This window comes from Pseudomonas sp. NFX183, from assembly GCF_047943075.1.
In the GTDB taxonomy this organism is placed as follows: Bacteria; Pseudomonadota; Gammaproteobacteria; order Pseudomonadales; family Pseudomonadaceae; genus Aquipseudomonas.
Window position 1 is genome coordinate 3,791,107 of record NZ_CP181333.1, and the last position, 21,062, is coordinate 3,812,168.

20 protein-coding genes are annotated in these 21,062 nt (G+C 60.1%); 17 read left to right on the plus strand and 3 right to left on the minus strand.

Annotated elements, in window-relative coordinates; translation table 11 throughout:
- Nucleotides 1-112: 112 nt before the first annotated feature.
- The gene (locus ACM530_RS17715) at nt 113-1,777 is read right to left on the minus strand and encodes an electron transfer flavoprotein-ubiquinone oxidoreductase (protein WP_106576188.1); all 1,665 of its coding nucleotides are present in this window, start codon (nt 1,775-1,777) and stop codon (nt 113-115) included.
- A gap of 532 nt (nt 1,778-2,309) precedes the next feature.
- On the opposite strand from ACM530_RS17715, the gene ACM530_RS17720 reads away from it, so the two are divergent.
- The 14 genes from ACM530_RS17720 to ACM530_RS17785 all read left to right on the plus strand — a co-directional run bounded on the left by ACM530_RS17720 (nt 2,310) and on the right by ACM530_RS17785 (nt 14,032).
- Nucleotides 2,310-3,059, plus strand: a complete 750-nt coding sequence (locus ACM530_RS17720; RefSeq protein ID WP_057009251.1) for an electron transfer flavoprotein subunit beta/FixA family protein — start codon at nt 2,310-2,312, stop codon at nt 3,057-3,059.
- 2 nt (nt 3,060-3,061) lie between these two features.
- Nucleotides 3,062-3,991, plus strand: a complete 930-nt coding sequence (locus tag ACM530_RS17725) for an electron transfer flavoprotein subunit alpha/FixB family protein (protein WP_053257535.1) — start codon at nt 3,062-3,064, stop codon at nt 3,989-3,991.
- 81 nt (nt 3,992-4,072) lie between these two features.
- On the plus strand, nt 4,073-4,894 hold the full coding sequence (locus tag ACM530_RS17730; RefSeq protein WP_242196084.1) for a substrate-binding periplasmic protein: 822 nt from the start codon (nt 4,073-4,075) through the stop codon (nt 4,892-4,894).
- A gap of 9 nt (nt 4,895-4,903) precedes the next feature.
- Nucleotides 4,904-5,266, plus strand: coding sequence for a DUF4398 domain-containing protein (locus ACM530_RS17735; protein ID WP_242196081.1), 363 nt, complete (start codon nt 4,904-4,906; stop codon nt 5,264-5,266).
- Complete coding sequence (locus tag ACM530_RS17740; RefSeq protein WP_145159233.1) at nt 5,263-6,078, plus strand: OmpA family protein; 816 nt, start codon at nt 5,263-5,265, stop codon at nt 6,076-6,078. The genes ACM530_RS17735 and ACM530_RS17740 overlap by 4 nt, the downstream gene beginning before the upstream one ends.
- A 272-nt stretch (nt 6,079-6,350) precedes the next feature.
- Nucleotides 6,351-7,790 carry a PLP-dependent aminotransferase family protein gene (locus tag ACM530_RS17745; protein WP_106576193.1) on the plus strand — a complete coding sequence of 480 codons (1,440 nt, stop codon included), beginning with the start codon at nt 6,351-6,353 and terminating at the stop codon, nt 7,788-7,790.
- 117 nt (nt 7,791-7,907) lie between these two features.
- Nucleotides 7,908-8,402, plus strand: coding sequence for a translation initiation factor 2 (locus tag ACM530_RS17750; protein ID WP_416362783.1), 495 nt, complete (start codon nt 7,908-7,910; stop codon nt 8,400-8,402).
- A 160-nt stretch (nt 8,403-8,562) separates the two neighbouring features.
- Nucleotides 8,563-8,817: a YkgJ family cysteine cluster protein gene (locus tag ACM530_RS17755; RefSeq protein ID WP_083357231.1), complete on the plus strand. Its 255-nt coding sequence runs from the start codon at nt 8,563-8,565 to the stop codon at nt 8,815-8,817.
- A 67-nt stretch (nt 8,818-8,884) separates the two neighbouring features.
- Nucleotides 8,885-9,490 carry an START domain-containing protein gene (locus tag ACM530_RS17760; RefSeq protein WP_064453725.1) on the plus strand — a complete coding sequence of 202 codons (606 nt, stop codon included), beginning with the start codon at nt 8,885-8,887 and terminating at the stop codon, nt 9,488-9,490.
- Between the two features lie 103 nt (nt 9,491-9,593).
- Nucleotides 9,594-9,830, plus strand: coding sequence for a hypothetical protein (locus tag ACM530_RS17765; RefSeq protein ID WP_106576196.1), 237 nt, complete (start codon nt 9,594-9,596; stop codon nt 9,828-9,830).
- Between the two features lie 213 nt (nt 9,831-10,043).
- Nucleotides 10,044-10,385, plus strand: a complete 342-nt coding sequence (locus ACM530_RS17770; RefSeq protein ID WP_003193463.1) for a ribonuclease E inhibitor RraB — start codon at nt 10,044-10,046, stop codon at nt 10,383-10,385.
- Between the two features lie 482 nt (nt 10,386-10,867).
- The gene (locus ACM530_RS17775) at nt 10,868-12,277 is read left to right on the plus strand and encodes a circularly permuted type 2 ATP-grasp protein (RefSeq protein WP_145159230.1); all 1,410 of its coding nucleotides are present in this window, start codon (nt 10,868-10,870) and stop codon (nt 12,275-12,277) included.
- Between the two features lie 4 nt (nt 12,278-12,281).
- On the plus strand, nt 12,282-13,232 hold the full coding sequence (locus ACM530_RS17780; protein WP_106576198.1) for an alpha-E domain-containing protein: 951 nt from the start codon (nt 12,282-12,284) through the stop codon (nt 13,230-13,232).
- A complete protein-coding gene (locus ACM530_RS17785) occupies nt 13,229-14,032 on the plus strand; it encodes a transglutaminase family protein (protein ID WP_145159228.1) in 804 nt (267 codons plus the stop codon). Before ACM530_RS17780 ends, ACM530_RS17785 begins: the two co-directional genes overlap by 4 nt.
- 146 nt (nt 14,033-14,178) lie before the next feature.
- Here the strand turns inward: ACM530_RS17785 and ACM530_RS17790 are convergent, their stop codons facing one another.
- Nucleotides 14,179-14,985, minus strand: coding sequence for a c-type cytochrome (locus tag ACM530_RS17790; RefSeq protein ID WP_416365101.1), 807 nt, complete (start codon nt 14,983-14,985; stop codon nt 14,179-14,181).
- 647 nt (nt 14,986-15,632) lie between these two features.
- Between ACM530_RS17790 and ACM530_RS17795 the strand changes: the two genes are divergently transcribed.
- From ACM530_RS17795 to ACM530_RS17805, 3 genes are all read left to right on the plus strand, one after another.
- Nucleotides 15,633-16,838, plus strand: a complete 1,206-nt coding sequence (locus tag ACM530_RS17795; protein ID WP_416362784.1) for an acetyl-CoA C-acetyltransferase — start codon at nt 15,633-15,635, stop codon at nt 16,836-16,838.
- 16 nt (nt 16,839-16,854) lie between these two features.
- Nucleotides 16,855-19,002 carry a 3-hydroxyacyl-CoA dehydrogenase NAD-binding domain-containing protein gene (locus ACM530_RS17800; protein ID WP_416362785.1) on the plus strand — a complete coding sequence of 716 codons (2,148 nt, stop codon included), beginning with the start codon at nt 16,855-16,857 and terminating at the stop codon, nt 19,000-19,002.
- Nucleotides 19,003-19,217: 215 nt separating this feature from the next.
- Complete coding sequence (locus ACM530_RS17805; protein ID WP_145159216.1) at nt 19,218-19,946, plus strand: amidotransferase; 729 nt, start codon at nt 19,218-19,220, stop codon at nt 19,944-19,946.
- 37 nt (nt 19,947-19,983) lie between these two features.
- Here the strand turns inward: ACM530_RS17805 and ACM530_RS17810 are convergent, their stop codons facing one another.
- Nucleotides 19,984-20,955 carry a magnesium and cobalt transport protein CorA gene (locus tag ACM530_RS17810; protein ID WP_058420797.1) on the minus strand — a complete coding sequence of 324 codons (972 nt, stop codon included), beginning with the start codon at nt 20,953-20,955 and terminating at the stop codon, nt 19,984-19,986.
- Between the last annotated feature and the right edge of the window lie 107 nt (nt 20,956-21,062).

The following is a 21,062-nucleotide window of genomic DNA, read 5'->3' on the forward strand; positions in this document are numbered from 1 at the left end:
AAGACTGGTTGACTGATACTGCGCCATCGCAGGCAAGCCAGCTCCCACATTTGATCTGGGCCGGGCATAAAAAAGGCTCCCGATTGGGAGCCTTTTTGTTCAAGCCAATGACTTACATATTCGGGTAAGTCGGCCCGCCCGCACCTTCCGGCGTCACCCACGTAATGTTCTGCGAAGGGTCTTTGATGTCACAGGTCTTGCAGTGCACGCAGTTCTGGGCGTTGATCTGGAAGCGCTTCTCGCCGTCTTCCTTGGTGATCACTTCATACACGCCGGCCGGGCAGTAGCGCTGCGCCGGTTCATCGTAGAGCGGCAGGTTGGTGCCGATCGGGATGCTCGGGTCCTTGAGCTTCAAGTGGCACGGCTGTTCTTCTTCGTGGTTGGTACCGGAGATGAACACCGAGCTCAGCTTGTCGAAGCTCAGCTTGCCGTCGGGTTTTGGGTAATCGATCTTCTTGCTGTCCTTGGCGAGCTTCAGGCAGGCGTAGTCCGGCTTGGTGTCGTGCAGGGTGAACGGCATTTTGCCGCCGAGGATGTTCTGGTCGAACCAGTTGAAGCCGGCGCCGAGGATCGGGCCGAACTTGTGCATCGCCGGGCCGAAGTTGCGGCTGGCGAACAGCTCTTCGTACAGCCAGCTGGCTTTGAAGCTGTCGACGTAGTTGGTCAGTTCGTCGCCGCCTTCAGACTCGGCGAACAGGCGTTCGGCCACCGCGTCGGCGGCGAGCATGCCGGACTTCATCGCGGTGTGGCTGCCTTTGATCTTGGCCACGTTCATGGTGCCCAGGTCGCAGCCGATCAGGGCGCCGCCTTTGAAGACCATCTTCGGCAACGAGTTGATGCCGCCTTTGGCCAAGGCACGCGCGCCGTAGCTGACGCGCTTGCCGCCTTCCAGGTACTGGGCCAGCACCGGGTGATGCTTGAGGCGCTGGAACTCATCGAACGGCGACAGGAAGGTGTTGCTGTAGGACAGGTCGACGATCAGACCCACGACCACCTGGTTGTTTTCCAGGTGATAGAGGAAAGAACCGCCCGTGTTCTCGTTGCTCATGATGTCCAGCGGCCAACCGGCGGTGTGTACCACCAGGCCAGGTTGGTGCTTGGCGGGGTCGATTTCCCAGATTTCTTTGAGGCCGATGCCGTAGTGCTGGGCGTCGGCGTCGCTGTCCAGGTTGAAGCGCTGGATCAGTTGCTTGCCGATGTGGCCACGGCAGCCCTCGGCGAACAGCGTGTACTTGCCACGCAGCTCCATGCCTGGGGTATAGACGCCTTCCTTTGGATGGCCTTCGCGGTCGACGCCGAGGTCGCCGGTGATGATCCCGCGGACCACGCCGTTTTCGTCGAAAAGAGCTTCTTGGGCAGCGAAGCCTGGGTAGACTTCAACACCCAGATTCTCAGCCTGCTGGGCCAGCCAGCGGCACAGGTTGCCCAGGGAGATGATGTAGTTGCCTTCGTTGTGCATGGTCTTGGGCACAAAGAAGTCGGGAACCTTGGTGGCGGCTTCCGGGCTGCGCAGTACATAGATGTCATCGCGCACCACGGGAGTGTTGAGCGGGGCGCCAAGTGCTTTCCAGTCCGGGAACAGTTCGTTCAGGGCGCGGGGTTCAAACACCGCACCGGAAAGGATATGCGCGCCGACTTCGGAGCCTTTCTCGACCACGCAGACGCTGATTTCTTTACCGGCTTCGGCGGCCTTCTGCTTCAGTCGGCAGGCGGCAGACAGGCCTGCCGGGCCAGCGCCGACGATGACCACGTCGAATTCCATGTATTCGCGTTCCACAGGCTATCTCCTACTCAAGGCTCAACAGGCTTTTTTTTTAATGGGTGGAGGTTCGGTGTCGCATCCGTCATCAGTGCATTCGGAGCACGGGATGACCCACCTTTCTCTCTAGGTGGCGCATTATATCTACACCACTGGCAGCGTCCAATACAAACGTTTGTTTGAATTGCTTGGAAGCTAGGTAAATCAAAGCAACGCGGCTTATGACTGGCTATTTTGGCGTATTGACCAGAATAGGCGTTCCGGTCAATATACGGTCGGTTTTGCGCATACCGTAGGCATACCGCAGGTTTCAAGAGCACGTCCAAAAGCAGGGCCAAGGCAAAACAGGTGACGCGCGTTTCATTGATGGCGCGCAGTTTACACGCCGCGATAAAGAATGACCTCTCAGTCACCACTGACGAACGGTCATCATTTCCCGTGAGTAAGGTCATCCGCCGACGTTTTTGGAGGTGCCCTTGTGTGCCGATGAGCATCAACCGCCAGGTTCGCCTAGGCGACTTTCTTTTCACCGGAGAGTAACGAGGAATCCATGAAGGTTCTTGTAGCTGTCAAACGCGTTGTCGATTACAACGTGAAAGTTCGCGTCAAGGCGGACAATTCCGGCGTCGACCTCGCTAACGTCAAGATGTCGATGAACCCTTTCTGCGAAATCGCTGTGGAAGAAGCCGTACGCCTGAAAGAGAAAGGCGTGGCGACTGAAATCGTCGTGGTTTCCATCGGTCCTACCACTGCCCAAGAGCAGCTGCGTACCGCCCTGGCACTGGGCGCCGACCGCGCCATCCTGGTTGAATCGGCTGAAGAGCTGACCTCCCTGGCCGTTGCCAAGTTGCTCAAAGCCGTTGTCGACAAGGAACAGCCTCAGCTGGTGATCCTCGGCAAACAGGCCATCGACAGCGACAACAACCAGACTGGCCAGATGCTGGCTGCACTGACCGGTTACGGCCAGGGCACCTTCGCCTCCAAAGTCGAAGTGAGCGGCGACAGCGTAGCGGTTACCCGTGAAATCGACGGCGGCGCGCAGACTGTTTCGCTGAAACTGCCGGCCATCGTCACCACCGACCTGCGTTTGAACGAGCCGCGCTATGCGTCCCTGCCAAACATCATGAAAGCCAAGAAGAAGCCGCTTGAGTCGCTGACTCCAGAAGCTTTGGGCGTTTCCACCGCCTCCACCAACAAGACCGTCAAGGTTGAAGCGCCGGCTGCACGCAGCGCGGGCATCAAGGTCAAGTCGGTGGCTGAACTGGTCGAGAAACTGAAAAACGAAGCGAAGGTAATCTAATCATGACTATCTTGGTAATCGCAGAACACGACAACAAGGTGCTGGCCCCGGCCACCCTGAACACCGTGGCTGCCGCTGCGAAAATCGGTGGCGACATTCACGTGCTGGTAGCAGGTCAGGGCGCTGGCGCCGTGGCTGAAGCCGCGGCGAAAATCGCTGGCGTGAGCAAAGTACTGCTGGCCGACAACGCCGCCTACGCTCACCAACTGCCGGAAAACGTTGCTCCTCTGGTTGCAGAGCTGGGCGCTGGCTACAGCCACATCCTGGCTGCCGCTACTTCCAACGGCAAAAACATCCTGCCACGCGTTGCCGCGCAGCTGGACGTTGACCAGATCTCCGAGATCATCTCGGTTGAAAGCGCTGATACCTTCAAGCGCCCGATCTACGCCGGTAACGCCATTGCTACCGTGCAGTCCAACGCGTCGGTAAAAGTGATCACCGTGCGTGCCACCGGTTTCGACCCGGTGGCTGCTGAAGGTGGTTCGGCGGCCGTTGAAGCCGTCTCCGCCGCCCACGACGCGGGTACGTCCAGCTTTGTTGGCGAAGAGCTGGCCAAGTCGGATCGTCCTGAGCTGACCGCTGCCAAGATCGTCGTTTCCGGCGGGCGTGGCATGCAGAACGGTGACAACTTCAAGCACCTGTACGCCCTGGCCGACAAGCTGGGCGCTGCGGTCGGCGCGTCCCGCGCGGCCGTCGACGCAGGTTTCGTACCCAACGACATGCAGGTCGGCCAGACCGGCAAAATCGTTGCGCCACAGCTGTACATTGCCGTCGGTATCTCCGGCGCGATCCAGCACTTGGCCGGTATGAAAGACTCCAAAGTGATCGTTGCGATCAACAAGGACGAAGAAGCGCCGATCTTCCAGGTGGCTGATTACGGCCTGGTGGCGGACTTGTTCGAAGCCGTACCTGAGCTGGAGAAGCTGGTCTAATCCAGCCGCTTCACTTATAAAGAGCCCGGTCTTTGGACCGGGCTTTTTTTTGCGCGCCCCCTTTTAATCTGGAGAACCGCCATGGATCTGCGTCCCGTAGTGCTGGCACTGACACTTGGATTGGCGCTACTGCCGAGCCTGGCGCTGGCCGCTGGCAAATGTGAGCGCCTGGTGATCACCGGCAGCCCGGACGCGCCGCCCTTGTTATGGCGTGACCCACAAGACCCGACGCACCTGATCGGCGCCACCGCCGATGTGCTGCAACAAGTGGCCAAGGAGCTGGGGCTTAAAATCGACCTGCTCTATGGCGGCAAACGCGCCCTGGCCCTGGATGAAGTGCGCAGCGGGCGCATGGACATCCTCGCCGATGCGCCGCTGAACCTGGGCGAGCTGGAAACCCTCGACTACATCCACCCGGCCTTGATGCAGATCGACTACCTGGTCTGGACCCGCAAGGATTCGGCACTGGTCTACGCCACGGCGGCCGACCTGCACGGCCAAAAGGGCGCAGTCTCGGAACGCGCACGCTTGAGTGCCGATTTCGACACCTTCGCCAGCCAACAGCTCAACCTGCAACGCTTTCCCACCTTGACGCCGGCCTTTCAGAAACTGCTGCTGGGGGAAGTGGACTACGTGCTTGCCGGGCGTTATTCGGGCATGGCCATGGCCCAGACGCTGGGCATGAGCAACGACTTGATCGCGCGGGAAGTGCCTGTCGATCAACCCGGCTTGTACCTGGCGATTTCCCACAACTCGGCCTGCAATGATCCGTGGCTGCGCGGACAGCTGGCCAAAAAGATGACAGAATTGCCCGCGTCCGGTGTCGTGCAAACAGCAATGCAGCGCAACCTCGAGCGCTGGAAAGCGCAATTGCAGCAACCCGTCGGCACCCCAGCAAAGTAAGGATTTACAGTGACTATTCGACCTCTTTTCGCGGCCCTCGCCGTTGTCGCTTTGGCGGGATGTGCAGCCGATCCTGCGCCGAATGAGCAAATACGCCTCACCCAGCAAGCCCTGGAACAAGCCAGCGCCGTGGGGGCCAGCGTCGACGATTCGCCTGAGCTGAAGCTGGCCGAAGACAAGTTCGCCAGGGCCAAGGCCGACATGGCCGATGAGTCCTACAAGCATGCGCGCATGCGGGCCGAACAGGCCGAGTTGGACGCGCGCCTTGCAGAAGCCAAGGTTCTGACCCAAAAGAGCCAGGAGCAACTGAGCGTGCTCAACACCCGCATCACCCGCCTGCGCAAGCAATTGCAGTTGGGAGAAGCCCAATGAGCCCGATGATCCGTGGGTTGAGCTGTGTCGTGCTGCTGGGCAGCGCCGCCTTGGGCGGTTGCGCCAGCCAACCGAGCAGCGAGCAGGCCTTGCAACAGGCCGGCACTGATTTCCAGAAGGTCAAAGAGGACGCCAATGTGCTGCGCTTTGCGCCCAAGGACGTCATTCGCGCCGGTGAATCCCTGGCGCGCGCCGATCGTTTGTCCAGCTACTGGGGCAGCGGTGCCGACGTGGTGCATTACGCTTACCTGAGCCAGCGGTACAGTGCGATCGCCCGCGAACACACCGAACAGGGCCTTAACGCCGAGCGCGGCACCAAGCTCGAGTTGGAACGCCAACGCCTGCAACTGGCCCTGCGCGAAAACAAACTCGCCAGCGTGCAGCAACAGGGCAAGTGGCTCGAAGAGCAAATCGCCAGCCTGACCACCACCCAGACCGATCGCGGCCTGGTGATGACCCTCGGCGATGTGCTGTTCGACACCGGTGATGCGCAGCTGGAAAACTCGGCCAATCGGACGGTGCTGAAGATCGTGCAGTTCCTGCAACTGAACCCCAAGCGCGTGGTGCGCATCGAGGGTTACACCGACAACACCGGGGGCGAGCAGGAAAACCTGAAGCTGTCGCGCGACCGTGCGCAATCGGTGGCCGACGTGCTGATGGACCTGGGGATCGATGAAAAACGTATCCAGGTCGAAGGCTATGGCGACCAGTACCCGGTCGAAGCCAACGCCTCCGAGCGCGGTCGCGCGCAGAACCGTCGGGTGGAAATTGTGTTCTCCGATGAAAAGGGCCAACTGGGCGCAGCCCGCTAACGCCCTGCGCGGTCCTCTGTGGGAGCTGGCTTGCCTGCGATGCGGGCACCTCGGTGGATCTGGCTAACCGAGGTGATGCCATCGCAGGCAAGCCAGCTCCCACCCAAGCAAACCCGATCGCTGATCGGGTTTTTCATGTTCAACACCCGCACAGTTTTTTCTATCACTGCCGCCCGAGCTCGACTATTCTCGCAACTGTCCCCGTACACTTCTAAACTGTGCCGGTATGTTTCACACAAAAATAAAATACCCGTGAAATCGAGTGCTGCGTCATGACCAATCTGTTGCTCTACCAACGTATCGCCCAGCAACTGGCTGAGGACATCCGCCGTGGTGTCTATCAACCCGGTGAGCGTGTGCCCTCGGTGCGCAAAATGAGCTCCCAGCTCAACGTCAGCCACGCCACGGTGTTACAGGCCTATGCCAACCTGGAAGACCAGGGGCTGATCCGGGCGCGGCCGCAGTCGGGCTATTACGTGCACCAGACGCCTGCGTTGACGGCGCCCACGCCGGACATCGCGCGGGTCGAGCGCCCGGGCTTGGTCACCCGCAGCAGCATCATCCAGCAAGTCTTGGTCGAGTCGCGCCGCGAAGGTGTGTTCCCGTTGGGCGCCGCCGTGCCGAGTGTGGATTACCTGCCTGTGCGGGCGCTGCACCAGCAATTGGCCAAAGTCACCCGCTTCCAGAGCCCGCGCGCATTCAGTTACATGTTCAGCCCGGGCTTTGAGCCGTTGCGCCGCCAGGTGGCGATTCGCATGCGCGACGCCGGCGTAGTGGTGGACCCCTCCGAAGTGGTGATCACTCACGGTTGTGTCGATGCGTTGCAGATGTCGTTGCGCGTGCTGACCCGCCCGGGCGACCTGATCGCCGCCGAATCGCCCACCTATTACGGTTTGCTGCAATTGGCCGACCTGCTGGGCCTCAAAGTCATCGAGATCCCCAGCGATCCGTCCACCGGCATGAGCCTTGAGGCCTTGCAACTGGCGGCCAACCAATGGTCGATCAAGGCCCTGGTGCTGACCACGCGCCTGAGCAATCCCTTGGGCGCGACCATGCCTGAAGAACGCCAGAAACAGTTGCTGCGCCTGGCCTCGGATTTCGATATCCAGATCGTCGAGGACGATATCTACGGCGAACTGATGTTCGAACTGGGCCGCACCAAGGCGCTGAAAGCCTATGACCGCCTCGACCGGGTGATCTACTGCTCGAGCTTTTCCAAGACCTTGTCTCCCGGCGTGCGCATCGGCTGGATGATTGCCGGCAAATACCAGCAGGAAATCCAGCGGCTGCAGATGTTCAGCACCCACTCGGCCTGCAGCGTGACCCAGATGGGCGTTGCGGCCTACCTGGAAAACGGCGGTTATGACCGCCACCTGCGTTATATCCGCCAGGAGTACCGCAAGAACCTCAGTGCTTTTCAGCTGGCGGTGCAGCAGTATTTCCCGGAAGGCACTCAGATGACGCGTCCCAACGGCGGCTTTATCTTGTGGGTCAGTTTGCCGGGGCGGGTCAATACCCAGGAACTGCACGTGCGCGCACTGCAGCAGGGCATCAGCATTGCGCCGGGGGTGATTTTCAGTAATACGGAACAGTTCAACCACTGTATTCGCCTCAACTGCGGCACGCCGTGGAACCGCGAGGCAGAGCGGGCGCTGATGACCTTGGGGATGCTCGCCAGCCAGCTGTGCCAGGAAACTGCAGCCGGGCTTTGAGGCCAGTGGCTGAGGCGTGTAATGGGGACAGTACCGATAGCTGGCTAATCACCAGACTTGTCATGCCGCGCACAACAAGCGAGCATATGGCCCTCTGCCGTTAATGCTGTTGGCGATATGACATCTATTTTTCGCGCTGCTGTAGTGGTTGGCCTGTTAATCCTGTGTAACGTCGGCACCGTGCTGGCGGCAACGCCTGTGGTGTCTGAAAGCAAGCCCGCCGCCAGTACCGAGCAGGCCACCCCCGCGAAAAAACCGGCGCCCGCCAAAAAGGCTCCGGCAGCCAAGAAGAAAGCCGCCACGGTGAAAAAGCGCGCTCCCGTCGCGAGCAAATCCAAGTCAGCCCATGAAGTGGCGCAGACCAAACTGCCACCGGCACAGTTGGACCTGACACTGCCTACGGACATGGTCAGGCACTTGCAGCCCATTGGCACCATGCCCAAGCCCAAGAGCGTGCCCTTGCTGCCGCCGATGTTTGGCGAGAAACCTACCGACAACAGCGCGTTCCAGATCAACGGCCGCTTGCTCAGCAACGAGATGAAGCTGCAGTTGCGTAACGATGAACGTCGCGATATCGAAGGCGCGGCGCTGGATTTCGAGTTCAAGCAATAAATTTCGCGCAAAGGTGACGCCGCTCATCGACCATCTGTCGCAGACTGGTCAGTCAATTTTGTTTTGTGCGAAAAACCCCTGTTAGACCATTTTAAAACGGCTGTTTAAGGGCGTACTCTAGCCCGGCCATCCACATTGAGTCGTCGAGGACCTGTTGGTCATGAAATGCCGTGAAGGCTGTGGCGCATGCTGCATTGCCCCCTCCATCAGTTCGCCATTGCCGGGAATGCCGCACGGCAAACCCGCGGGCGAACGCTGCCTGCACCTGTCGGTCGAACAGCTATGCCTGCTGTTTGGCCAACCGGAACGCCCAGCGGTGTGCAGTGATTTCAAAGCAGATCTGGATGTCTGTGGCAACGACCAGGCCGATGCGATCCGGTTGATCGGCTGGTGGGAGCAGATGACGGCGGCTTGATGGGCTTTACTATCGGAATTTACTTTCAGAACTTACTTTCAGAACTTCGACAATAAGGAATACAACAATGGGTTCGCTGAAACGAATGGCTGTGTTGTGCGGTTTTACGGTGTTGTTTGCTGCCACTGCGCAGGCTGAGGATTGGCAGGTCGCCAAGGACGAAGACGGTATCAAGGTGTCCCTGAGCGAAATTGCCGGCTCCAAATACAAGGCCTACCGCGGTGTGGCGCTGATCAAGGCGCCTGTCGCCAAGATCCAGGCCCTGCAGGAAGACGTGGCCGGTGCCTGCTCCTGGATCCACGAATGCAAATCGCAAAAACTGCTCAAGACCGAAGGCGACAAGAGCTGGACCTACACCCAGTTCAAGGCACCGTTCCCGGTGACCGACCGCGATTCGATCCTCGAAATCACCACTTCCAAGGCTGCCGACGGCACCGTGACCCGCAAATTGCTGGAAGTGCCGACCTATCAGCCAGAAGTGAAAGGTTACGTGCGCGTTGCCCAGGTAGACGGCTACTGGAAGCTGGTACCAAAAGGCGACAACCAGACCGAAGTCACCTACCAGGTGCACACCGAGCCAGGCGGCAGCGTGCCATCGTGGCTGGCCAACAAGTTTGTGGTGGACGCGCCGTTCAACACCTTGAAAGCCTTGAAAGAACACGCTGAAAAATAAGTGTCATTAATCAGGTGCCTCCTGACTTGAGTGGAACGTTTGCCGAGCCCTCAAGGTCCAGATAGTTGTAAGCCCACACATGGGTTTTATCGAGGAGGCACCGATGCAAAAGTGGCAGATTACCTTCGTTGATGATCACGGCGTTCAGTCCGTCGAGCAGTTCAGCTGCGACCAGAAGCCCAGCCTCGAAGATGCGGCACACATGATTCGTAACAAGCTGGTGCCAGTGGCCGCCGAACTTGACCTGAATGACTTGGAAGGGCGCAAACCCGAGCCTACGGTCAAGATTCTTAAAGACCAGAACAGCATTCAAATCCTCGACATTTCTCCCGCCGCCTGAACATTGCCTGTATGCCCTTCAAGCGCCTCTGGTGGAGGTGATAGCTTCGCGCTACTCTGCAACCGAGATCAGCGAATGAATCGCTAAGGTCTGGTCTTGTCAGCTACATGCTTGTTTTCCCGCGGTGTCGTTAATGCCGTAGCACCCGCGCCAGCAGGGCGCGGTCTTCGGGAAGCACGGAAAGTCTATCCATCAGTTTGAGGAGGACGTTTCATGAGCACAGCCTATCAAGAAGACATCAGCACCAACGTACTGCGCCGCATGAAAGAAGGCGGTTTCGACTTCTCACGTTTTCACCCCATTGAGTTCTACGCCATTTTCCCGGATGAGGAACGGGCGCGCAGGGCTGCGGGTCGATTTCGTGGGGAATCCCTGAATGCCCAGGTCAGCGCGCGCGATGATGGCGCCTGGTACCTGGAACTGAGCAAAATCATGTTCGCAACCTACGACGGCATAGGAGACTTCGAGCAAGACTTTGAAGCGGTGGTCGAGCCTTTGGGCGGGATCATCGAGGGATGGGGCGTCAAGCAGGAGGTGCGTGGGTTACCCATGTAGCGGCATTCGATGAGCAACACAGCGTATCGGCTGACCTTTGGGTCGGCCGATTTTGTTTGTGCACTCCCCACAACTGCATCCTTAACATCGCCACCCTTATGAGCCCGGCTTGCCGGCGATAGCGTCTTTAAGCTCGCGATCGCCGGCAAGCCGGGCTCTTGGCTTTCTACGGCGCAAAAAAAACCACCCAAAGAGGGTGGCTTAAAGGGAAGAGCGGTTCGCTGACATCTCAGGAAACATCCTGGTCAGCCGATGTGGGGATTATCCGCAAGCGCAACCGGGCAGTGAAATCAACTCTGACTATGCTGTTGATAGTCAAAGCCCGCATTGCGATGAAGCGTGGTACAGGACAGCGGGCATTCTGCGCACCAGGACGGTGCGCGCAAAACCTGCAGGTTATTCAACTCACTGATTTTTAAGTGTTTATGCCGCTGGCACGGGCCTTGCGACGGTTCTCGCGCCCGGGTGACAAGGAGTACGGCATGATCCGCACTTATTACGATGAAATGTACGACGGGGCAGGGCAGGTCCGCCCCCATTACCGCGAGTTCGCCCGCTGGTTAGCTGAAACTCCCGCCGAACTGCTGGCCCAGCGCCGGCGTGAAGCCGATTTGCTGTTCCACCGCGCCGGGATCACCTTCACCCTTTACGGGGACGAGCAGGGCACCGAGCGCCTGATTCCTTTCGACACCATCCCGCGCAGCATTCCGGCGAGTGAGTGGCAAATTGTCGAGCGCGGCTGCATTCAACGGGTCAAGGCGCTGAACCTGTTTCTCGCCGACCTCTATCACGAGCAACGCATCATCAAGGCCGGGATCATCCCCGCCGAACAGGTGTTGGCCAACGAGCAATACCAGTTGGCCATGCAGGGCCTGGACCTGCACCGCGATCTGTATTCCCACATCTCCGGTGTTGATCTCGTACGCGATGGCGACGGCACCTACTACGTGTTGGAAGACAACCTGCGCACACCGAGCGGCGTGAGTTACATGCTCGAAGACCGCAAGATGATGATGCGCCTGTTCCCCGAGTTGTTCGCCGCCCAGCGCATCGCGCCCATCGACCATTACCCCAACCTGTTGCTCGACACCCTGAAAAGCTCGAGCCCTCTGGATAACCCCAGCGTGGTGGTGCTGACCCCGGGGCGCTTTAACAGCGCGTTCTTCGAGCACGCCTTCCTGGCGCGGGAAATGGGCGTGGAACTGGTGGAAGGCGCCGACTTGTTCGTGCGCGATGACCGCGTATTCATGCGCACCACTGACGGCCCCAAGGCCGTGGATGTGATCTACCGTCGCCTCGATGACGCATTTCTCGACCCACTGGCCTTCAACCCCGACTCCATGCTCGGCGTGCCCGGCCTGCTCGCGGCCTATCGCTCGGGCAATGTGGTGTTGGCCAATGCGATTGGCACCGGGGTGGCCGATGACAAGTCGGTGTATCCCTTCGTCACCGAGATGATCCGTTTTTACCTGGATGAAGAGCCGATTCTGAAGAACGTGCCTACGTTTCAATGCCGTAAGCCCGACGAATTGTCCCACGTGCTGGCCAACCTTCCGGACCTGGTCGTCAAGGAAACCCAAGGTTCCGGCGGCTACGGCATGCTGGTGGGCCCGGCGTCGACAAAAGCGGAAATCGAAGCCTTCCGCGCGCGCATCAAGGCCAAGCCCCACGCCTATATCGCGCAGCCGACGCTGTGTTTATCCACGTGTCCGACCTTCGTCGAAAACGGCATTGCGCCGCGCCATATCGACCTGCGGCCGTTCGTGTTGTCCGGCAAGGAAACCCGCGTGGTGCCCGGCGGTTTGACCCGCGTGGCCCTGCGCGAGGGCTCGCTGGTGGTCAACTCGTCTCAGGGCGGCGGCACCAAAGACACCTGGGTGGTCGAGGACTGATGCCATGTTGAGTAGAACTGCCTCGGATTTGTACTGGATGTCGCGCTACCTGGAACGCGCGGAAAACCTCGCCCGCATGCTTGATGTCAGCTATTCGCTGTCGCTGATGCCTCAGGACGGGCGCGGTGATGGCCTGCACGAATTGGCCATGCCGCTGCTGATCACCGGCACCCTGGAGGATTACCACGAGCGCCACGGCGAACTGCATGCCGAACGCCTGCTGCACTTCTTCGCGCTGGACGCGGCTAACCCGGCGAGCATCTACAGTTGCCTCGGCGCCGCGCGCGCCAGCGCCCATGCGGTGCGTGGGCGAATCACCGCCGACATGTGGGAAAACATCAACGCCACCTGGCTGGATATCCGGGATATCGCCCAGCAAGGGCTCAGCCGCTACGGCATGAGCCGGTTCTGTGAGTGGGTCAAGGAGCGGTCGCACCTGTTCCGTGGCGCCACCTACGGCACCATCATGCGTAATGACGCGTTTCGTTTTATTCGCCTGGGCACCTTCATCGAACGTGCCGACAACACCCTGCGCCTGCTGGATGCGCGCTACGAAATGGCCGGCGACCAAGCCGCTGCGGTCAGCGACGGCACGGCCCATGCCTACTATCAGTGGAGTGCCTTGCTGCGCGCGTTGTCGTCGTTTGAGGCCTACACCGAGATCTACCGTGACGCACCCGGCGCCCGGCAAGTGGCCGAACTGCTGTTGTTGCGCGCTGATGTCCCACGTTCGCTGCGTGCTTGCAGCGAAGAGATTGACCAGATCCTTGCCAGCCTGCCCGGCCTCAACGGGCGCCCGGCCCAGCGCCTGGCCGCCGAGATGGACGCGCGCCTGCGCTTTACTGCCATCGACGAAATTCTCGAGGAAGGCCTGCATGCCTGGCTGACCGACTTTATCCCCTTGGTCCGCCAGTTGGGCGACGCCATCTACAGTTCCTACCTGGAGGCGGCATGAGACTTTCCATCAGCCACGAAACCACCTATCACTACGAAGACCAGGTGCGCGCCAGCATCCAGTACCTGCGCCTCACGCCCCACGACAGCGAACGCCAGCACGTGCTCAGTTGGCAGCTCGACCTGCCGCGCCCGGTGCGCGCGCAGGTCGACCCGTTTGGCAACATCCTGCATGTGCTGACCCTTGATGAGCCCCACGACGCCATCATCATCGGCGCCCGTGGCCAAGTGGATATCGATGAATTGCGCGAGGCTGAGCACGAAAGCCAGTCGGCGTTTCCGTTCCTGCGCAGCACGCGACTGACCGAGCCGGACGACGCGTTGCGCGGTTTTGCCGACCAGCATTGCCGTCAACGCCGCGACCGCTCTGCGTTGATCGACCTGATGCATGCGCTCAACCAGTCGATGGTCTACACGCCCGGCGCCACTGAAGTCGACACCTGCGCCGCCACGGCATTCGCGGGGCGCGCAGGCGTGTGCCAGGACCACACCCATGCATTCCTGGCCTGCGCGCGCAGCCTGGGCATTCCAGCGCGATATGTGTCGGGGTATTTGTACACCGAAGACAGCACGCACCTGGCCAGCCACGCCTGGGCCGAAGCCTGGCTGGATGACGCGTGGTACAGCTTTGATGTGACCAACCAATTGGCGCGGCCCGAGCGGCATTTAAAGTTGGCGGTAGGCCTGGATTACCTGGATGCCTGCCCGGTACGCGGCATGCGCCGAGGCGGCGGGCATGAGCAGATGCACGCCAAAGTGTTCGTGGCGCCGACGCCGGTGATTTCGGTGCAGCAGCAATAATCTCCCGAACGAAGCAGATTAAATGTGGGAGCTGGCTTGCCTGCGAAAGCGGCGGGTCAGCTGTAAATGGGTTAACTGACCGACCGCCATCGCAGGCAAGCCAGCTCCCACAGTGAACGGTGGTGTTTTCAGAGTCTTTGCCAGGCTCAAGGCTGCTGCTTACGCCCCGCCATATGCTTCAAATACCCCACCAGCAAATCCAGCTCGCCGTCCGGTAACACACTGGCTGCGAACGCTGGCATCTTCGCCTGGGGCCAGTGCCGCAGGCTCTGCGGGTCGCGGATATAACGCTTGAGGAAATCCCCGCTGAAATATTCCGTAGGGTTGTAGGGAATATTCAGGTCCGGCCCCACCTGCGCATCGCCGGCGCCGTTGAGGCGGTGACAGGCCAGGCAGTTTTTCTGGAACAGCGCAAAGCCCTGGTTGATCGGGTCATTCGCGGCGAGTTTCGGGTCAGGCAACAGGGCTGGAAAGCGCTCGGCCACTGTCTTCAATTGCTTGATCCCGGACATCTGGAAGGGCCACTGCTCAGGGCTGATGTTCCCGGCTTGCGGGTCGGTCCACACCAGATAGAACGGCCCGGCACTTGGCTTGCCTTCGGCCAGCGCGGGCCACGGATGAGCCGGGTCTTCCACCGCCAGCCAGGCACGGGCACCGTGTTTTTGCAGCAAAGGCGCCGCCGTCAGCTCGGCGGCGAAGCCGTCGAGGGCGACGGCTTGCAGATGATTTTCCGGCGAGAGGCCCGGTAACAGAGCCGCCAGCGGCACCGCGCGATAAGTCATGTCGCGCTTGTAGGAAACGTCATTGACGATATGCACCGTCTGCGCCTGCGGGTGCTTGAGCAGGTCTTCGGTCTGCCAGGTTTTGCTGGCGCGGTCCAAGTCGATGGTCAGCTGGGCGGCCGCAGCGGGAAGGGCCAACAGCGCGGCGAGAAAGGCGAGGATCAGTTTCAAGAGTGAGCCCGGTTTGAAGTGGCGATAGCGCCCACGATACCGGAAATCGGCACGCAAAAAGACAGCCCCTGCAACAGGACCGCTATGCGCAATGTCCCGGCAGGTGCTGCCAAAAGCTGCAGTCCTGATGCAATGTGTGCACGGAATGTGAGGATCGAGTCGTCACCCAATAACCTTGGTTAAATTGGGCAAGATCAGAATCAGTGTGGTGGCGAACAGAATAAGTCCCGCCTGACGTACTTTCGAATGTTTGAACATGGCTGACTGCCTTTTGTTGTTATTCCTGAGCGTCAAATGCGTGCCGGTCAATTTCAGTATCGCAACGTGACGTGTCGCTTTTCTTACAGCTGCTCCAGCAAAACCCGGCAGCAACTTCTTACTGATTGAACCTTAGAGCCCTCGTTCTGCGTCGCTTAGATCCATTTAATATCAGCTAATCAGCATTTCTACTTAAAAAGGCATGAGGCATATCGCCATCTTGGCGCCAATGCCTTGGCTAGACCGCTAAAACGATTAACCCGCGCTTTCCCATAGCACCCTACCGTTCGTCCGAGCGTGAGGGTCAAAAGCAATGAGCGCATCCGTCATTGAAACCGTGTCAATCGGGCCTAAGGTAGGGGCACACACGCACTGCGTTCGAGGATGTCATGACCCAAGCTTTGATCTTTGATGCCATACGCACGCCCCGGGGCAAAGGCAAGGCCGACGGCGCCCTGCACAGCGTCAAACCGGTAAACCTGGTGGCCGGTCTGCTCACCGCGCTGGCGCAGCGCAGCGACCTCGACACACGCCAGGTGGATGACATCGTGCTCGGTTGCGTCACCCCGGTGGGCGACCAGGGCGCCGACATCGCCAAGACCGCCGCACTGGTGGCGGACTGGGACATCAGTGTCGCCGGCGTACAAATCAACCGTTTCTGTGCCTCGGGCCTCGAAGCCGTGAACCTGGGCGCAATGAAAGTGCGTTCCGGCTTTGAGGACCCGGTGGTGGTCGGCGGCGTCGAATCCATGTCGCGCGTGCCCATGGGCAGTGATGGCGGCGCCTGGGTGCTCGACCCACAGACCAACATGCACAGTCACTTCACGCCCCAAGGCATCGGCGCGGACTTGATCGCGACCCTGGAAGGCTTCACTCGCCATGACGTCGACGCCTTCGCCCTACATTCCCAGCAGAAAGCGGCCAGGGCGCGTGCTGACGGTTCTTTCAACAAGTCGCTGATCGCGGTGCAGGACCAAAACGGCATCGTGCTGCTGGACCACGACGAGTTCATTCGTGGCGACTCCAGCCTTGAAGGCCTCGGCAAGCTCAAGCCAAGCTTCGAGATGATGGGCCAGATGGGCTTTGATGCCACCGCCTTGCGCGTCTACAGCCATGTGGAACGCATCCATCACGTGCACACGCCAGGCAACAGTTCCGGCATCGTCGACGGCGCCGCGCTGATGTTGATCGGCTCCGAGGCCAAAGGCCGCGAACTGGGCTTGCAACCGCGGGCGCGCATCGTCGCCACGGCGGTCACCAGCACCGACCCGACCATCATGCTCACCGGCCCGGCACCGGCCACGCGCAAAGCCCTGGCCAAGGCCGGTTTGCGCGTGGAAGACATCGACCTGTTTGAAGTCAACGAAGCGTTTGCCTCGGTCGTCCTCAAGTTCATCAAGGACATGGGCATCGACGCTGCACGGGTCAACGTCAACGGCGGCTCCATTGCCATGGGGCACCCGCTCGGCGCCACGGGCTGCGCGATCCTCGGTACCCTGCTCGACGAACTGGAAGTGCGCCAGCAGCGCTACGGCCTGGCCACCCTGTGTGTCGGCGGTGGCATGGGCATCGCCACCATCATCGAACGCCTCTGAGCCCAAGGAACCTGTCATGACCGACGCCATTCGTTACGAAAAAGGCCAGGACCAGATCGTGGTGCTGACCCTCGACATGCCCGGCCAGAGTGCCAACACCATGAACGGCGTGTACCGCGAGGCCATGGCGGCCGCAGTCGCGCGCCTGGAGGCAGAAAAGGACGGCATCACCGGTGTGGTGATCACCTCGGCGAAGAAAACCTTTTTTGCCGGCGGTGACCTCAATGAATTGATCAAAGTCGATAAGGCCCACGCCAAGGAATTTTACGACGGCGTGTTGGTGTTGAAGGCCCAACTGCGCCGTCTGGAAACCCTCGGCAGGCCAGTGGTGGCCGCCATCAACGGTGCGGCGTTGGGCGGCGGTTGGGAGATTTGCCTGGCGTGCCATTACCGCGTCGCGCTGGATGACAACTCGACACAGCTCGGCTTGCCTGAAGTCACCTTGGGCTTGTTGCCGGGCGGCGGCGGGGTAGTGCGCATGGTGCGCATGCTCGGGTTGGAAAAGGCCCTGCCGTATTTGCTGGAAGGCAAGAAGGTGCGGCCGCAGCAGGCGCTGCAAGCCGGGTTGATCAATGCGCTGGCGATGGATCGCGATGAGCTGCTGGCCAAATCCCGCGCCTGGATTCTGGCCAATCCCGAGGCCAGACAACCGTGGGACAACAAGGCTTATCAGATCCCAGGCGGCACGCCGTCGAACCCGAAGGTGGCGCAAATGTTGGCGATTGCGCCGTCGATTTTGCGCAGCAAAACCCATGGCTGCTTCCCGGCCCCGGAGAAAATCCTCTGCGCCGCCGTGGAGGGCGCCCAAGTCGATTTCGACACTGCGCACCTGATCGAAACGCGCTACTTCACCGAGCTCGTCACCGGCCAAGTGGCGAAAAACATGATCGGCACCTTTTGGTTCCAGCTCAATGACATCAACGCCGGCAGCTCACGGCCACAAGGTTTTGCGCCGTACGTCACGCGCAAAGTCGGCGTACTGGGCGCGGGGATGATGGGCGCGGGCATCGCCTATGTCAGCGCCAGTGCGGGCATCGACGTGGTGCTCAAGGACGTCAGCCTGGCTGCGGCCGAAAAGGGCAAGGCGCATTCGGCCGCGCTGCTGGACAAGAAGATCAGCCGTGGGCAACTGACGGCCGAACAGCGCGACACCATTCTGGCGCGGATCCATCCTACGCAAGACGACGCCGACCTGGCCGGCTGCGACCTGATCATCGAAGCGGTGTTCGAAGACCGTGAGCTCAAGGCCAGGGTCTCGGCCGCCGCGCAACGTGTGGTCGGCAGCGACGCCGTCATCGCCTCCAACACCTCGACCTTGCCCATCAGCGGCCTGGCCAACGCCGTGCCCGATCAAGGCAAGTTCATTGGTCTGCATTTTTTCAGTCCGGTGGACAAGATGCCACTGGTGGAAATCATCAAGGGCGCCCATACGCGCGACGAAACCCTGGCCCGTGGTTTTGATTTCGTCCTGCAAATCAAGAAAACTCCGATCGTGGTCAACGACAGTCGTGGTTTTTTCACCTCGCGGGTGTTCGGCACCTTCACCAACGAAGGCATTGCCATGCTCGGCGAAGGCGTGGCCGCGCCGATGATCGAAACCGAAGCGCGCAAGGCCGGCATGCCGGTGGGGCCGTTGGCGGTGTCGGATGAGGTGTCGCTGAGCTTGATGAGCCACATCCGGCAGCAAACCGCGAAAGATCTCCAGGCTGAAGGCAAGGCGCCGCCGACGCATCCCGCGACCCAGGTGATCGACCTGTTGGTGAATGAGTACAAACGCACGGGCAAGGCGGCGGGCGGTGGTTTTTACGACTATCCCCAAGGGGCGCAGAAACACCTGTGGCCGGAGCTGAAAGCGCGCTTTGAACAGCCCGACAACCAAATTTCGCCACAGGACGTGCGCGACCGTTTGCTGTTCATCCAGGCCATCGAAACCGTGCGTTGTGTGGAGGAGGGCGTGTTGAGGTCGACGGCTGACGCCAACGTCGGCTCAATCTTCGGCATAGGCTTTGCCGCGTGGAGCGGCGGTGCGCTGCAGTTTATCAACCAGTACGGCCTGAACGACTTTATCGCCCGGGCGCGCTACCTGGCCGAGCAGTACGGGGAGCGCTTCTCGCCCCCGGCTCTGCTGCTGGAAAAAGCGGCACAAGGAGAAATATTCGCCTGACCTAAACACCTTAGCCTGAGCGATATAGAACCCATGTGGGAGCGGGCTTGCCCGCGACAGCGGTGTGTCAGCCAATGCAAATTTCGGCCAATATAACGCCATCGCAGGCAAGCCCGCCCCCACACTGAGGCACTTGGCGAGACTTGCTTTGCAGGGGTGTTTCAAGGCAGGCTCTGGGGTGTGCATTATTCCCACCACCGTGTCAGGTATTTTTTATGTCGCTACGCGTCTGTATCCTGGAAACCGATATCCTGCGTCCAGGCTTGATCGATCAATACCAAGGGTACGGGCAGATGTTCAAGCGCCTGTTCTCCAAGCAGCCGATTGCTGCCGAGTTTGTTGTGTACAACGTGGTTCAGGGCGAATACCCGCCGGATGACGAGGCGTTTGACGCCTACCTGATCACTGGCAGCAAAGCCGATTCCTTTGGCACCGACCCGTGGATCCAGACCCTCAAAACCTACCTGCTTGAACGCTATGAGCGCGGCGACAAGTTGCTGGGCGTGTGCTTCGGCCACCAGCTGCTCGCGCTGCTGTTGGGCGGCAAGACCGAGCGCGCCAGCAAGGGCTGGGGCATGGGCATCCACGACTACAAGCTTAACGCCAAGGCGCCGTGGATGAGCCCGGTGGTGGAAGAGCTGACCTTGTTGATCAGCCATCAGGACCAGGTCACCCGCCTGCCGGAAAATGCTACCGTGATTGCCTCCAGCGATTTCTGCCCGTACGCCGCTTACCACATTGAAGACCAGGTGTTGTGCTTCCAGGGCCACCCGGAATTCATCCACGACTATTCACGCGAGCTGCTGGAGATTCTTCAGACAACGTTGGGCGAAAAGATCTACACCAACGGCGTGGCCAGTCTGGCGCGTGACCACCACGGCGCCACCGTGGCGGAATGGATGATGCGTTTTGTGGCGCACAAGCCAGAAGCCGACGTGGCCTGAATCACGCTTGAGGCGGGGCCGGCTGGCTGGCGTTGATTTACAACCAGCCCGACCGCTTGAAGCTGGCCCACAAACTGGTGCAGCCCACCGCAATAAACCCCAGCACCGCAAAGTAGCCGTAATGCCATTGCAGCTCGGGCATGTTCTGGAAGTTCATCCCATAAATCCCCGCCACCGCGGTGGGGAACGCCAGGATCGCCGCCCACGCGGCGAACTTGCGCTGCACCACGCTCTGACGCGAGGCTTCGAGCAACACACCAATCTCAATCGTCTGGCTGGCGATATCGCGCAAGGTGGTGAGGTCTTCCATCTGCCGCGTCACGTGGATCTGCACGTCACGAAAATACGGGCGCATGTTCTTGTCGATAAACGGGAAGCTCAGCTTTTGCAATTCCTGACTGATCTCCACCATCGGCGCCACATAGCGTTTAAGCCGCAGCACGTCGCGGCGCAGGCCGTGGAGGTTCTGGATATCACGCTCGCTCAGCGAGCTGCACAGCACATTGCGCTCCAGCTCATCAATTTCGGCGTGGATCGCTTCGCTCACCGGCTGGTAATTCTCGGTGACGAAATCCAGCAGGGCATAGAGTACGAAATCTTCCCCGTGCTCCAGCAACAACGGCCGCGCCTCACAGCGCTGGCGCACAAAGCCGTAGGACGCCGAGTGGCCGTTGCGGGCGGTGATGATGTAGCCGTTGCCGGCAAAAATATGGGTTTCGATAAACTCCAGCTTGCCGTTCTCGCGCACCGGTGAGTAGGTGACGATAAACAGCGCATCACCGAAGGTTTCAAGCTTGGGGCGGCTGTGTTTTTCGAGGGCGTCTTCGATGGCCAGTTCGTGCAGGTTGAACTGGCGTTGCAGGTTGGCCAGCTCCTGGGCGCTGGGCTCTTCAAGGCCGATCCACACAAAGTGATCGGGCTTGGCGGCCCAGGCTGCGCCTTCATCGAGGGTGATATCAGTGACTTTCTTTCCGGCGCTGTAAACGGCCGCCGCAACAACTCTACCCATGGTGCTGATCGCTTCTTATTGGGAGGACAGGTGTTGGGCAGCTTAGCGTGAATGGCGTTCCCTTGTTGCTCATGCAGGCACGCTTTTTGTGGCGAGCACGCTTGTTT

Excerpts from the sequence above, each read along its gene's own strand:
- ACM530_RS17720 (WP_057009251.1), top strand. The coding sequence starts at position 2,310 with ATGAAGGTTCTTGTAGCTGTCAAACGCGTTGTCGATTACAACGTGAAA.
- ACM530_RS17725 (WP_053257535.1), top strand. The coding sequence starts at position 3,062 with ATGACTATCTTGGTAATCGCAGAACACGACAACAAGGTGCTGGCCCCG.
- ACM530_RS17730 (WP_242196084.1), top strand. The coding sequence starts at position 4,073 with ATGGATCTGCGTCCCGTAGTGCTGGCACTGACACTTGGATTGGCGCTA.
- ACM530_RS17740 (WP_145159233.1), top strand. The coding sequence starts at position 5,263 with ATGAGCCCGATGATCCGTGGGTTGAGCTGTGTCGTGCTGCTGGGCAGC.
- ACM530_RS17745 (WP_106576193.1), top strand. The coding sequence starts at position 6,351 with ATGACCAATCTGTTGCTCTACCAACGTATCGCCCAGCAACTGGCTGAG.
- ACM530_RS17750 (WP_416362783.1), top strand. The coding sequence starts at position 7,908 with ATGACATCTATTTTTCGCGCTGCTGTAGTGGTTGGCCTGTTAATCCTG.
- ACM530_RS17755 (WP_083357231.1), top strand. The coding sequence starts at position 8,563 with ATGAAATGCCGTGAAGGCTGTGGCGCATGCTGCATTGCCCCCTCCATC.
- ACM530_RS17760 (WP_064453725.1), top strand. The coding sequence starts at position 8,885 with ATGGGTTCGCTGAAACGAATGGCTGTGTTGTGCGGTTTTACGGTGTTG.
- ACM530_RS17765 (WP_106576196.1), top strand. The coding sequence starts at position 9,594 with ATGCAAAAGTGGCAGATTACCTTCGTTGATGATCACGGCGTTCAGTCC.
- ACM530_RS17770 (WP_003193463.1), top strand. The coding sequence starts at position 10,044 with ATGAGCACAGCCTATCAAGAAGACATCAGCACCAACGTACTGCGCCGC.
- ACM530_RS17775 (WP_145159230.1), top strand. The coding sequence starts at position 10,868 with ATGATCCGCACTTATTACGATGAAATGTACGACGGGGCAGGGCAGGTC.
- ACM530_RS17780 (WP_106576198.1), top strand. The coding sequence starts at position 12,282 with ATGTTGAGTAGAACTGCCTCGGATTTGTACTGGATGTCGCGCTACCTG.
- ACM530_RS17785 (WP_145159228.1), top strand. The coding sequence starts at position 13,229 with ATGAGACTTTCCATCAGCCACGAAACCACCTATCACTACGAAGACCAG.
- ACM530_RS17795 (WP_416362784.1), top strand. The coding sequence starts at position 15,633 with ATGACCCAAGCTTTGATCTTTGATGCCATACGCACGCCCCGGGGCAAA.
- ACM530_RS17800 (WP_416362785.1), top strand. The coding sequence starts at position 16,855 with ATGACCGACGCCATTCGTTACGAAAAAGGCCAGGACCAGATCGTGGTG.
- ACM530_RS17805 (WP_145159216.1), top strand. The coding sequence starts at position 19,218 with ATGTCGCTACGCGTCTGTATCCTGGAAACCGATATCCTGCGTCCAGGC.
- ACM530_RS17810 (WP_058420797.1), bottom strand. The coding sequence starts at position 20,955 with ATGGGTAGAGTTGTTGCGGCGGCCGTTTACAGCGCCGGAAAGAAAGTC.